This is a genomic window from Pseudoalteromonas sp. SG41-1 (genome assembly GCF_014164575.1).
Lineage (GTDB): Bacteria > Pseudomonadota > Gammaproteobacteria > Enterobacterales > Alteromonadaceae > Pseudoalteromonas > Pseudoalteromonas rhizosphaerae.
Genome location: NZ_JACJFL010000003.1, coordinates 228,718 through 242,468, shown reverse-complemented (window position 1 = coordinate 242,468; position 13,751 = coordinate 228,718). Strand labels below are relative to the sequence as shown.

General features: G+C 40.0%; 12 protein-coding genes. 4 read left to right on the top strand and 8 right to left on the bottom strand.

Features of this window, described 5'->3' with window-relative positions:
* Positions 1 to 2: 2 nt before the first annotated feature.
* The gene (locus H5203_RS04210) at positions 3 to 1,199 is read right to left on the bottom strand and encodes an efflux RND transporter periplasmic adaptor subunit (RefSeq protein ID WP_145233551.1); all 1,197 of its coding nucleotides are present in this window, start codon (positions 1,197 to 1,199) and stop codon (positions 3 to 5) included.
* A 384-nt stretch (positions 1,200 to 1,583) separates the two neighbouring features.
* Between H5203_RS04210 and H5203_RS04205 the strand changes: the two genes are divergently transcribed.
* Genes H5203_RS04205 through H5203_RS04195 form a run of 3 tightly spaced genes read left to right on the top strand, consistent with a single transcriptional unit; the run spans position 1,584 to position 6,255 of the window.
* The gene (locus H5203_RS04205) at positions 1,584 to 2,141 is read left to right on the top strand and encodes an RNA polymerase sigma factor (protein ID WP_145233553.1); all 558 of its coding nucleotides are present in this window, start codon (positions 1,584 to 1,586) and stop codon (positions 2,139 to 2,141) included.
* Positions 2,138 to 3,214, top strand: a complete 1,077-nt coding sequence (locus tag H5203_RS04200; protein ID WP_182819411.1) for a FecR family protein — start codon at positions 2,138 to 2,140, stop codon at positions 3,212 to 3,214. The genes H5203_RS04205 and H5203_RS04200 overlap by 4 nt, the downstream gene beginning before the upstream one ends.
* Positions 3,215 to 3,255: 41 nt before the next feature.
* Positions 3,256 to 6,255 (top strand): TonB-dependent receptor plug domain-containing protein, encoded by a 3,000-nt coding sequence (locus H5203_RS04195; RefSeq protein WP_392352761.1) that lies wholly within the window; start codon positions 3,256 to 3,258, stop codon positions 6,253 to 6,255.
* Between the two features lie 57 nt (positions 6,256 to 6,312).
* Here H5203_RS04195 and H5203_RS04190 read toward each other — a convergent pair whose 3' ends face one another.
* From H5203_RS04190 to H5203_RS04160, 7 genes are all read right to left on the bottom strand, one after another.
* Positions 6,313 to 6,708, bottom strand: a complete 396-nt coding sequence (locus tag H5203_RS04190; protein ID WP_145233557.1) for a biopolymer transporter ExbD — start codon at positions 6,706 to 6,708, stop codon at positions 6,313 to 6,315.
* 215 nt (positions 6,709 to 6,923) lie between these two features.
* Positions 6,924 to 7,367 (bottom strand): PA2169 family four-helix-bundle protein, encoded by a 444-nt coding sequence (locus H5203_RS04185; protein WP_145233559.1) that lies wholly within the window; start codon positions 7,365 to 7,367, stop codon positions 6,924 to 6,926.
* Positions 7,368 to 7,534: 167 nt separating this feature from the next.
* A complete protein-coding gene (locus H5203_RS04180; RefSeq protein WP_145233562.1) occupies positions 7,535 to 8,473 on the bottom strand; it encodes a LysR family transcriptional regulator in 939 nt (312 codons plus the stop codon).
* A gap of 15 nt (positions 8,474 to 8,488) precedes the next feature.
* Complete coding sequence (gene aceK, locus H5203_RS04175) at positions 8,489 to 10,207, bottom strand: bifunctional isocitrate dehydrogenase kinase/phosphatase (protein ID WP_145233564.1); 1,719 nt, start codon at positions 10,205 to 10,207, stop codon at positions 8,489 to 8,491.
* An 82-nt stretch (positions 10,208 to 10,289) separates the two neighbouring features.
* A complete protein-coding gene (locus H5203_RS04170; RefSeq protein WP_149982373.1) occupies positions 10,290 to 10,766 on the bottom strand; it encodes a DUF4124 domain-containing protein in 477 nt (158 codons plus the stop codon).
* A gap of 76 nt (positions 10,767 to 10,842) precedes the next feature.
* The gene (locus H5203_RS04165) at positions 10,843 to 12,339 is read right to left on the bottom strand and encodes a DUF3413 domain-containing protein (protein WP_182819410.1); all 1,497 of its coding nucleotides are present in this window, start codon (positions 12,337 to 12,339) and stop codon (positions 10,843 to 10,845) included.
* Positions 12,340 to 12,344: 5 nt separating this feature from the next.
* On the bottom strand, positions 12,345 to 12,557 hold the full coding sequence (locus tag H5203_RS04160; RefSeq protein WP_016707302.1) for a DUF1414 domain-containing protein: 213 nt from the start codon (positions 12,555 to 12,557) through the stop codon (positions 12,345 to 12,347).
* Between the two features lie 62 nt (positions 12,558 to 12,619).
* Here H5203_RS04160 and yejK point away from each other — a divergent pair, with 62 nt between their 5' ends.
* Positions 12,620 to 13,633, top strand: coding sequence for a nucleoid-associated protein YejK (gene yejK / locus H5203_RS04155; RefSeq protein WP_149982371.1), 1,014 nt, complete (start codon positions 12,620 to 12,622; stop codon positions 13,631 to 13,633).
* Positions 13,634 to 13,751: the final 118 nt, after the last annotated feature.

The following is a 13,751-nucleotide window of genomic DNA, read 5'->3' as shown; positions in this document are numbered from 1 at the left end:
GCCTATTCTGCGCTTACGTTGTTTGTTGCATTGTTAACGGCCACTGGCATGCCCGGGAAGAAAATCTTTGCCATACCATCGATGATCACTTCATCGCCTTGCTGTATGCCTGATTTAATCAACCAAAAGTTTTTATCACCTTGATTATCTGGCTTTTGGATCCACTCACCTACTTCAACGGGAGCTGGGCGCGCAATCGTGCTGCCTTGTTCATTTTTAGCAACTACATAAACAAATTTACCAGTGCCATTATCAAGTACCGCACGTTGCGGTATTACAAATGCATTTTTGCGTACCGCACCACTTAACATCACTCGCACAAATTGACCTGGGCGAAGTTCAAAATCAGTGTTGGGGATAATTGCTTGTAGTTCGCTGGTGCCGGTATTTGGATTAATACGTACATCAGAGAAGTTAACTTTGCCACTTTTATTGGAGAGTGAACCGTCTTGCAATTTAATGCTCGTGTGCCACTGACCTTTTTCTGGCAGCGTTAAAGAGCCATTTGCAACATCTTGACGCATTTGTAATTGTTCACGCTCAGAAATACCAAATCGTAAACGAATAGGGTCAAACTGGGTAATTTGCGTTAATAATAGATCGGGACCTGATACAAAAGTGCCTACCGACACAAATTCACGGCCCATTACTCCAGCGACAGGCGCTTTTACTTGCGCATATTGTAAATTCAGTTGGGCTTCTTTTAATGCAACTTTCGCGGCCTCTAACGTCGTGTTAGCAATATCTTGGGTGGAGCTGGCGTTATCGTAATCTCGTTGTGAGACTGATTTCTCAGCACGTAGTTTGGCTAATCGTTTCACTTCACGTTCGGCTTGCACTAAAGATGCTTTTGCACCATTAAGAGCAGCTTGCGCGCTTTCAACCGCCAATTGGTAAGGGACTAAATCTATAGTGAAAAGTGACTGACTTTGCTTAACTGTCTGGCCTTCATCAAAGTTACGAGATTCTAGGATCCCCGTTACTCTGGCACGTACTTGAACTTCTTTAGAACCTGATAAGGTTGCCGGTAGTTCAATAGTGAATGGGGCATCTTCATAGGTTGCTATAGTTGTTGCAACAGCTGCTGGATGCATTGCTGCTTGCTCAGTTTTAGGTGCTTCACTACAACCTTGTAGAAACAGCGAAGCCGAAGTAAATAAGAATAAAGATAATTTTGATAGTGCGAAAGACAGACGCATGGTTACTCCACAGTTCCAATTGTTAAGTATGAATAATTTATAATGTTTTATAAGCTAAAAGCATGGCTTACGTGGTGCTTAATCCGTATAGCTTAGTTACATACGAGTGTATACCTTAAATTTTTACAGGTACAGGCTCGTGTTTATTTTTCAGTATTTTTTAAAGCACAAAGTAGTTTGATACCTTAGAATTTAGATATTCTGTAAAGCTGTTTATAAAGTAATGAAGTCATTATTTTGTATGACAATAGCTTAATTATGAAGTGCTGTAAGTGCTTTGTTAGCGAAACAGCTTTAATAACCACAAAATTAACAAATTGCCTTGTAATTGGCGCTAAAACTCGTACCCTAGGCGTAATAATAATAGCAAGGGTAAAGTTAATAATGACGCGCAAGCCGACATTATCTACAACATTTATTGATCTGTCTTCACAGTTGCGACGTTTTGTTTCGCGCATTGTACAACCAGATGATGTGGAAGATATAGTACAAGAAACCTTTGTTAAGAGCTATCAAGCTGATTTAAAGCAAGATATTAAATATACACGCAGTTATATGCTAAAGACTGCCAAGCATTTGGCGCTTAACCATATTGCTAAATGGGATAATCAGCATTGCGATTCATTAGATACCTCTGATGATTATCAGCAGTCGTTGCGATCTATGCAGCTTGAGGATGAAGTGACCTCAAAAGAGCGCTTTTTACTGTTTTGCCGTGCTACTGAGCAACTAAGCCAGCCAGTACGAAAATGTTTTATTTTAAAGAAAGTATATGGCATGAGCCAAAAAGAAATCGCAGCGCAAATGAAGTTAAGTGAAAGTACGGTTGAAAAACATATTGCCAAAGGTTTGTTACAATCTATGCGCTACATGCAGCAACATGAGCAGTTAGGTGAGCACAGCAGTGCCACTATTGAACCTGCCAGGAGGGTGGGAAAATGAGTAATATTCATCAATTTTCGTCTAAAGATGCTATTCAAGCAGATGCTAGTCGTTGGATAAGTGCTATGGATAGGGGCTTATCAAAGCAAGAACGTATGCAATTTCAGCACTGGGTGCAACAAAATAAAGCCCATCAAGATGCGGTATTTGAGTTAGCCCAGTTATGGGATGAACTGAGCGTATTAAATGAGTTGAGTAGCTTATTTCCCAATAAAAACAGCATCAATAAGCCTGCCCGCAGAGAAATTAATTTTTCGATTGCGGCAAGTGTCTTTGCCGCATTGCTAGTTGCCAGCTTTATATTTCTTGGTATTGAGCAGTGGCCAACAACACCACAAGAACAAGCCAAGTACAGTAAAATTTACCGTACTAAAGTCGGTGAGCAAGCAACGTTTGTGCTACCAGATAGTACGATTGTGCAATTAAATACCAATAGCTTATTAGAAGTTGCGTATACAAAAAACCGCCGACAATTGATTTTAAGTCGAGGCGAAGGACGTTTTAATGTTGCTAAAGATGCCGCACGTCCATTTACGGTGATGGCAGGCGATAAGTCATTTACCGCACTGGGGACTGTTTTTAATGTGCAACGTAATGCAGCATCGGATCTTGAGCTGGTTGTTACTGAGGGTAAAGTGATGATCACGGATCCTTCGGTTGCCGTAAATGCTGATGATTTTGTACAATTACAAAGTGCTAGTAATGATACAGACAGTGTGAAAAAAATTAATGCTAGTATTGTTATCTCTGGCGAAAAAGCATTAATTAAAGAAAGTATTACCAAGCCAATCAAACGGTTAACACAAGATGATGTACAACGGGATCTGGCATGGCAACAAGGTATGCTAATTTTTAATGGCGAGTCGTTAAGCGAAGCACTGCAAGAAGTCAGTCGCTATACCGCAACGCGTTTTGAACTTGCTGATCCTGCATTAGCTTCTTTAAAAGTGGCTGGGGTGTTTAAAGCCGGTGATATTATCGGTTTACTTGATAGCCTGCGCATCAATTTAGCCATTGAGCATGAACGTTTAGGTGAACATATCGTAAGCCTAAAACACGGTGATCACAGCTAAGCTTTATGCTTGCTCTTTGATTTAAAGTGTCAGAAGTTACAATGGTAAATATAAAAAGTAAAAAAATAATTAATAAAAAAATAGGATTACATAGCGGATTATTCTTTCTCAACTGTTTGTATAAGTTGCGCAGTAACCAAACGTATCCAATTTGTGGGTTAATTGTATTAGCACCTTTAGTATTTAGCCTAAAAGTTCAGGCTGAGGCTGCAAATCCACAGATGGTACAATTTGATATAAAAGCGCAGCGAGCAGATCAAGCATTGATAGAGTTTGCAAAACAAACAGAACAAACCGTGGTTTTTTCGTTTGATTTAGCAAAACAATACCAAGCTCAATCAGTGTATGGTTATTACACTCAGTTAGAAGCGCTTAGTACAATGCTGAAAAATACTGAACTCGATGCGGTTGTTGATCAAAATGGTTTACTGAGTATAAAACTCAAACAAATCAATAGGAATGATAACAACATGAGAAAGCTTTCAGGGGTCAGTGCTGCTGTAATACCACTTTTAATGGCAACCAATAGCCAAGTTGCTAATGCACAAGAACAAGCCGCTCAAGAAAATATTGAAAAAATCGCCATCGTTGGTAGCCGTGTAGCAGGGCGTTCGGTCGAAGACTTACCCGTACCTGTTGATATTTTAAGTGCTGAAGCGCTAGAAAATACCGGACAAACAGAAGTCGGCCGTATGTTACAAGCTATCGCACCGTCTTTTAACTTTTCAAGTTCATCGATCAGTGACGGTACTGATGCACTACGACCTGCTACTTTACGTGGCTTAGGGCCAGATCAAACATTAGTACTTATCAATGGTAAACGTCGTCACCAAGCCAGCATTATCCATATTAATACATCTGTAGGTCGTGGTACCGCAGGTACAGATATGAATGCGATCCCAGCTGCTGCAATTAAACGTATCGAAGTGCTACGTGATGGTGCGGCTGCACAATATGGTTCAGATGCGATTGCGGGTGTTATCAACATCGTATTAAAAGATGCTGATGAAGGCGGTAAAGCCGCAGTTAACTATGGCCAGTATTCTGAAGGTGATGGCGAAACCGTTACGGTTGATTTTAATAAAGGCTTTGCGCTAGGTGAGGATGGTTATTTAAATACCACTATCAACTACCGCGACCGTGCACCTACAAATCGTGCTGGTTTACATGGCTCTTGCCAGTTTTATGGTTGCACAGAGCTTGATGATGGCACGCTGTTAGCGGGCGACCCTCGTGAGCTGACTGCACCACGTGATACGTTTAGAATTGGTGATGCAGACTCGCAACAATTTGCTTTAACGGTGAATACCGGTTATGAACTTGCTGGTGGTGAGCTCTATGGCTTTATTACTTATTCAACCCGAGATAACGAATCAGCCGCGTTCTTCCGTCATAATGCCAATGCTGATGGCAACCCAGTTTTACAAGATGGTGATGCGGTGATCCCGATGGGCTTTTTGCCAATGATTAACACCACCATTGATGATATCTCGTATAACTTTGGCTTTAAAAAAGAGTTTGATAATAGCTCTAGTCTTGACCTGTCATACACCTATGGTGAAAACAGCATTGATTACACCACTAGTGACACTATCAATGGTTCATACGCTAATTTATTGCGTTATGATCAAGGTTTAAGTGCTGATGATATTCGTGCCACTATTCCTCGCCAAGCGTATGCGTATGGCATGGAGTTATCACTGCAAACAATCAATCTTGATTTTACACAAGACTATGATAATTTTTCACTGGCAATGGGTGCCGAGCTTCGCACCGATGAATATCGTATTTTAGAAGGCAGTGAATACGCTTACCGTGATTATGATACTAATAATGGTGTTAATATTTACGATGGTATGAGCGGTGGTATTGGCAGCGAAAATGCAGCAGGTGGTACACAAGGTTTTGGTGGTTCATCGCCGGAATCTTCTGTGGATGAATCACGTGATGTGATTTCGTTTTACCTTGATGCTGAAACTTACATTATTGATGATGTAATTATCTCTGGCGCACTGCGTTACGATAACTACAAAGGCTTTGGTGATACGGTTAACTTTAAGTTAGCGGGTAACTGGTCGGTGACTGATGACGTTTCACTGCGCGGTGCGGTGAGTACTGGTTTTAGAGCGCCATCAATGCAGCAATTGTATTTCAATAATATCAGTACCCAGTTTGTAGTTGGTCCTAATGGCGATCTAATTGCAGAAGAAGTTGGTACTTTTAGAAACGACAGCACGCTTGCACAGAGTATTGGTATTCCAAAACTTAAAGAAGAAAAGTCACAAAACATGAGCTTAGGTATTGTGTATAACGTGACGGATAATATTAATGTTACCGTTGATTATTATTCAATTGATATTGACGACCGTATTGTGATCAGTAACCGTTTAGGTAAAGGGTTGTCATCAACGCTAGATGCTGCATTGGTTAGTTCTGGCGCAGGTGCAGGGCAGTTTTTCTTAAATGGTGCAGATACCGAAACGCAAGGTGTGGATTTTGTTGCGACATGGAACACGGAAGGCTTAGGCGGTACCCTAGATTTTACACTAGCGGCTAACTTTACTGAAACCGATGTGGTTGATTTATTTACTCCTGCGGGCAGTGGTTTGGAAACGATCCCTGTCGAAGATGTATTTTCTTCGCAAGAAACCTCAATCATCGAAGAATGGCAACCACAAGACAGAGTAAACTTAAGTGCATTATATCGCCTTGAAGATTGGACGGTAAACTTATCGCTCAATCGTTATGGCGAATACACGGTTGAAGATGGCGGTCGCCAGACTTACGGCGCTGAAATTCTTACCGATATAAAAGTAAATTATTTTGTCACAGATAACTTGTCACTAAATATTGGTGCAAACAATTTATTTGACGTTTACCCTGATAAAAATACCATAGGTAATTCTCGCTCAGGCACAATTGTTGATGCTTCTGGTAATACTATTATCAGTTCAACCGGTGTATTTGAGTACTCACGCCGTTCAGCACCATTTGGTTTTAACGGTGCTTACTACTATGTAGGTGCTGAATACCGATTCTAAAAATAACTTCTCCTACGTTATTTAGTTTTGAAGGGCCGTCTGGCCCTTTTTTTGCTTTTAGTGTGATGTGAGTGCGATGGGGTAGTTATCATACTCTTTGATATTATTCATTACTGTCATTAAAGTTTGATGCGTACTGTTTTCGTCTGCAGCTATTTGTACTGTGGCGATATTATACTTCGCAGCAAACATCGCAAGGTTAGTGGCAACTTGGTTTAAGTCAATTAATCGCCCCGCAAAATACACCGCATTGCTTTGGTCAATACTAAAATGAGCACTTTTAGTTTGTTTATCAATACTGGGTTTATCTACAGGACGTTGCAGCTCTATTGCCACAGGTTTTACAAATGAAGTTGTAACAATAAAAAATATTAAAAGTATAAATACAATATCAAGCATCGGCGTCATATCAACGTCAGCGTTTTGTGGGTTTACATGTTGTTTATTTCTCATAATGGAACCTTGTTATTTTTGATAAAATGCTGCGGCGCCACAGCGGGATAGTAGGTACCTATTAATAAGCCTAGACGATTAAAATCATGCTGTGGTTAAATAAATATGCTATTTTTATTAATTATTTGCATTGTTTTGTTATAAAAATCATTTAACTATAATTATGAGCATAAAAAAGCCCAGCGCGTGGCTGGGCTCTCATTTAAGCATTGTGGTTAATGCTTCTGCATACGGCTCATCTCCGTATGACAGCTTTGCATGGTCAGTAATACTTTAGCGAGGGCGGCTTCACAATCGTGCGGTTGTGGTTTTTTCATGGCAGCTTTAATTTCTTCAAGTGTTTTATCTTCCACTTCTTCAAGCTCTTTGACATAAATTTGGTCGTTGTTGGCACTAAATTTTGTGATCAGTGCGGTATATGCTCGGCGAGCTTCAACAGCAAAAGACGAACCATCTTCTCGTTCACCTTGCTGATTAATAGCGTAAGGCTGTAAGTTTTCAACGCTGACTTTACGTGCGTCTATCATACGCTGAAATAGCGCACCAATGGCTGGATCTTGTACTTTTTCCTGCGCCTTTTCATAAAAGTCGATGCCGCTGTTCATTACTTGGATAATGTCAGTGATATGATTTACTTCGTTTCCTTGCTGGGCATTCATAATATTGACCTCTTTAAGTTAAATGAATATTAAAGTTCAAGTAACTTAAAGCAATTGCCATTCCATTTTTAAATTATTTTAATATCATGATTATTAAGACTTTTAAATTGATGTTTGCTTACTTGAAAATACCAGTAAGTAAATTTTACAGGGCTTTTGTAAGAGCGTTACTTTAATTCATCTGCAACTTCGGCTACTTTTTGGCGTAACCAAATATGACTGGCATCTCTGTGAAGTAATGGGCTCCAAATCATATCTAACTCAAATGGTGGTATAGGGAAGGGAGGCTCCAGAATTTGCAAACCGGGATCATCTAAATAAATATTAGCGGCTTTTGAAGGGAGTGTCGCAATCAGGTTCTTCTCTTTCGCTAGATGTATTGCAACGTGGTAATTACGGGTGAATGTGGCAATATTTCGGTGTTTACCAAAGTGGGCGAGCGCTTCATCAACCCAGCCAAGTTTTTGTACGTCTTTAGGATCCATACCAACCCCGACACCAAAACCTGTTTTACTTACCCAAATATGCCGAGCTTTTAAATAACTATCGAGGCTAAAATTTTCAATGATCGGGTTGTCAGCTTTTACTAAACAACAAAAGCTATCTTTCCAAATACGTTTGTGATGAAACGACTGCGGTAGGTTTTCGAAACGATTTATTGCCATATCAACTTTACCGTTTTCTACATCATGAAAAGTAACATCACTTGGAGTGAGAATATCGAGTGTGGTATCCGGCGCTTCATCGTGTAATTTACTCAGTAGCTTAGGTGCTAAGGTGCTGGCAGCATAGTCACTGGCCATAATCCTAAATACCCGTTTGCTTTGGCTGGCCTCAAATTCACGGTTTGGTGCAAGCGTTTCTTCTAATGTCATTAAGATGCCACGGATCACCGGCTGCAATTCAATAGCTCGTTCAGTGGGCACCATACCATCACTGGTGCGTACTAAGATCGGATCGTTAAACAGGTTACGTAAACGTTTTAAACCATTACTCATTGCCGGCTGTGTAATGCTAAGCTGGTTTGCGGCGCGAGTAACATTACATTCGCGTAATAAGGTGTCGAGATAAACGAGTAAGTTTAAATCTATTTTACTGATATTCATTGTGTGTCCTTTCGTCTACCATTGATGGATAAAACGCTGCGCTGCTGGATAAGGGTAGATATGGCTAACGACCCCTGCTTTTATATTTCGTTGCGCTTGCTGCCAAAATGCGACGTCTAATAGTTCTGGATGTGTTTGGCTGAAAACTGCTTTGTATTGCGGGTTTGGCATTACAAAAGTGCATAACTGCTCTGGAAATACATCTTGTGGTGCCACAGAGTAACTTTGCTCATTGGTTAAGTAGTCATCATAACTTTTTGCTTTAGGCAATGCCCTAAAGTTCATGTCTGTTAAATATTGCACTTCATCATAATCATAAAAAATAATGCGTTTGTGTTTACTGACACCAAAGTTTTTAAGTAACATATCGCCTGGGAAAATATTAACGGCGATCATTTCCTTGAGTGCTTGGCCATATTCTGCAATGGCAACAGCGGCATCTTCAGTATTAGCTTTTTCTAAATATAAATTCAGTGGCGTCATGCGTCGCTCAATATACATATGTTTGATGATCAGTAAGTCGCCTTCGATGATCATTGATGAACCAATAGTTTGTTTAAGCTGTGCAAGCAATGTAGCGTTAAAACGCGCAACAGGGAATACGACGTTAGAATACTCTATGGTATCTGCCATACGACCAACCCGATCATGGCTTTTAACTAATTGGTAGCGTTTGAGAACGGTATCGCGGCCAAATGGTTTACTTTCACCAAATTTGTCTTTAATTATTTTAAATACATAATCAAATGAAGGTAGGGTAAATACCATCATCACCATGCCCGGTGTGCCAGGGGCAATCACAAAATCATCACTGGAGCGTTGTAAATGGGTTAAAAACTCGCGATAGAACTCGGTTTTACCTTGTTTATGAAAGCCAATGGCATTGTAAAGCTCTGCTAAGGTTTTGTTGGGCATTAGTTGGTTTAAAAACCGAACTAATGCGGAAGGAGCGTGGGTTTCAACCATAAAATAAGCGCGAGCAAAGCCAAAAATAACCCGCATTTGCGATGAGTTAGTCAGTAAAGCATCGAGATACAGACCTTGCTCTTGATGATGTAACACCGCAATAATAAATGGCTGCACACCACTTTGTGATACCACACGGCCGACAATATAGGCTGCTTTGTTGCGATAAAACGGCGTTTGTAATATGTCAAAGCGCATTTGCCACGCACGGTGATGGGTGTCGGGTGCTTGTTTATAAAACGCCTTTACTAAAAGTCGTATATCGCGCTCTAAATTAACAAAATCGGCTTTAAAATCAAATTGATTAATTATTTTACGGATAGTGGGCTTTAAGCCGTCTACAACAGGAAAGTAGCTGCGGTATTCTGCTTCTACAGGAAGCGCAGGGGCATCTGCTAAGGTGGCTTTTACAAAAATAAAATCATTATTAAAATAACGTCGATGAAATAAGCGGCAAAACACAGAGTTATAAAATGTTTCGGCTAATTCTGCTTGTGGATGAAACGTTAAAAAGTGCTGGTAGATTTGTTTTGTTTGCAGCCAGAGTGATTCATCCAGTTGATTGGCTAATTGCTGATTTTGTAGTTGCTGGGTGGTTTCGTTAACCCGATCATCGTAATAAGTGATCCGCAAGCGACTAATGTCGTGCATTTTTGTCCAGTTTTTATTTGCAAATGCCAGAGGTGCTTGTGCGGTGATCTGCTGAAATAATTTATAATGCTTTTTAAAGCCATTTAAAATTAGCTCGGCAATGTTTTGTGGTTGCATGAACGGGTACTCCAAAATGACCTGTAGAGTATATGCTCTACACATGTTAAGAGTATGCTAAATATTGGTAAAACCCAATAGTTTATTCATAACGTTTCAGTTTTTTTTCGAGTGCGGAGAGCTGTTTGTTGGTCGTTTTGGTGTTTTTGGCAAACGTTTTATTGATCACTTTTAGCTGCTTTTTTATCTCTTTGCTAAGCTTTTTTTTATCATCATCACTCATTAAACGATTTAGCCGTTGCAGTTGCTCGTATTCAGCGCGGTCACGGTCGCGACTCAAAATGGCGAGTTTATATTTAACGCTGCGTATCTCAGCGTTGAGATTACGAATAATTTGTTCACGCTCAAGGGAATTAAGCGCTTTGACATGATTTACAGTAGCCGGAGTGACGTTGGGCGACACTGCTATTTTATGTTGCGTTGCCTGCCCGCCACAGGGAAATTGGCTAAAAGTAGTACCTCTGTCGGTTACGCACTTGTAATATTGATCTGCGGAAGCCGCCTGATCAGCAACAAATAGCAAACTAATAAAAATAACGAAAAGAGTACACAGTTTCATTACGCTAGCCTTCCCTAGTTAGGGCATAATCATATACAAAAACTATAACCTAACTTGGGTAAATTGCCAGTGGCAGTTATTCGGTAAAGGTTTTTAGCTTTTTAATGCTTTGTGCTAAAAACGGAATATCTAAACCTTGCTCTATTGAAAAGCCTTGAGCAGCAGAGATATTTTTATAATTACCATCAGAATCAATTAATGTAATACGGTCTTTCTTATAGGCAATAAATACGCCTTGCGAATAATTAACGCCCATATCGCCTTTTTTGTTATACAGATTAACGCCTAGCATGCTTTGCTTTGCGATATCAGCACAATTTAAATATTGGCCAACGCTTGTGGCAATTAAATCGCTTGGCTGGATCAAGCCTTCAGTGCGGGTTACTTTTCTATCCGTGCTGTATAAAGATGAAGCACTCACAATACCGTGATCAACATCGGCTAAACTAAATGCTAATACTTGATTGACTCCCTCTCGAAGCGCAGTGTTTTCATCGGCTTTAATGATACGAATTGCTGCATCACCCGCTGTTGTATTATTGATATAGTTAAAATCATCAAAGCCACTGACACTAATACTACGACGATTACTTTGCCACACCGGCAATGTTTGCTCTGTCATTAAGGCTGGCTTGTAGTATGCAGGTAAACCGTAAATCAAGCTAAATAGTACATCTTGATGGTGAACGGGTTGTAAAAACTGCTCTGTTTTATTTAAATTTTTGTGCTGTTTAGCAAAATTAGTTAACGCAGGTGCAGAGCTAAACACTAAAATATCGACTGTCGCAGCAGTAAAGTCTTCACAGCGAGCAATTGGTGTTGGAGCCGTGTAATCTACATTTTGTGTATTAACCTTTACGTTATGTGCTTGCTCGTAACTTTCAATATCAAGTAAATCATTTTTTGCCAATAAACTTTTTGCTGTCGTTGGGTAGGACAAGGGTAAGACATTATCTTGCTTAGTAATGTCAAACTTCAAATTTGCATCAGCCCAAATATGAATACTGTGGCTCATCGCAAAACATACCAATAACAATGAGCCGGCGTAGCGAGCAAATTTATATTGTTTTAAGCGAGCTAAATGGTGCCATGTATAGTTACTTGCTAATAACTGAAATGCAAAAATAAGCATTACAATTCCCCCAGCGAGCAGGGTTGTCAGCGCTGGAGAGCTAGTTAAACGATGCCACAATAAGGTAATAATCTCAGGTAACGCAGAGCTACTTAAATGGTAGCCTAAGTTAAAATACACATAGGCATCAAGCGTCAGTAGTGATGCACCACAAGTGGCAAGTATTGCAGCCATACCGCGGATATGACGTGGATAAGGAAATATTAAACTTAGCGGAAATATCGTCAGTACAAAGGCAATAAAGGTAATAAAACTAGTGTGACTAAGCCATGTCACTAGCATATAAAGAATACCCATAAAGCTGGTAGGTGGAGAGTCAGCAAATAAGTAACTTAAACTTATGAGCAACACTAAGCCGATATTGGCAAAAGTAAACAAATGCCCCCAACTTAATAATTGACTCGCTTTAGACGAAAACTGATTGTGCTGCGATAAATTCATAAAGTCTATTTAACCGATTGCGCAAGTGCTTTGGCAAAATTGTCTGCAACCGCTTGTCTTTTCCCTGTTGGTACATGCTCTTTTAAGATATGCGTGATAGAATTTCCTAAACACATAAGACTTAAATCAACCGGCGCATTGTGCTTAGTTAACACATCAATGAGCTGATCGACGATTTGTTCTACTTCATCATTAGAATATTTTGATAAGATTGGCATCAGTTGGTTCAATAAAAGAGTTATATTCTCACATTTTAACACCAGAGGCGTGAAAAACAAAGATGGCAATAGATGTTAAAAAGTTAGTCGTTCATTATGTAGACAAAAAAGACGACGATACGCAAATTCATTTGCGCAATGACGAAATGGCAGTGAATGATAAAGTCGCTGTATTCATCGAACAACTTCATCACGCATACAACGGCAAACCAGGTAAGGGGTACTGTGCTTTTAGTGGTGATAAAAACTCTGTAGTTGCATCAGCCATGCAAAGTTACCGCAATAGCGAGCTTGGCTTTTGGCATATGACAGAGCAAGCTTCAGCTGTACTTAAAGAGGAACTTGATAAGTACGCGTTTAACGAAACTGGCTATTTAGTATTTTGTCATTATCAATACGTAGCAACCGATTATATGCTGATTGCAATGATCAACATCAAAGAGCATTACTCTATTACCTCTGAGCTTGATTTAGCCTCGTCACGCCATTTAGATATTTCCCGCATGCAACTAGCTGCACGCATCGATTTAACTGCGTGGGACACCCAAGCAGAAGACAATCGTTATATCTCATTTATTAAAGGCCGAGCAGGGCGCAAAGTCGCCGACTTCTTCTTAGACTTTTTAGGTTGCGAAGAAGGCATCGATCCTAAACAGCAAAGCCAAGTAATGCTCAATGCAGTTGAAGATTATTTATCAGAGCAACAATTTGATAAATCTGAAAAAGACGATCTGCGTAAACAAGTATTTGATTACTGTAATGACTGCGTTACTACTGGTGAAGATGCTAACGTCAGCGAGTTATCAGCAACGCTTACCAAAGGTGACGACAACCCATTTGAAAGCTTTTGCAAAGAGCAAAGCTATGATTTAGAAGAGTCATTCCCGGTCGATAAAAAAACAGTTACCAGTATGGTTAAATTCTCTGGCCTTGGCGGCGGTGTTAGCATCAGCTTTGAGCGCAAACACTTAGGCGAACGGGTAATGTACAACGAGGCCACTGATACGTTAGTTATTAAAGGCATACCGCCGAACCTTAAAGACCAATTGCAACGGTTTATGGAAAGTGAAGATTAGAGCCATAAGCAGTAAGTTTTAAGCAGATTTGAATTAGTTGAAAGCGTGGTGTTTACACCGCGCTTTCTTGTTTTTGCTGTGTGCCGAAGCATAGTTACAGTCGATACTAAATTAATTA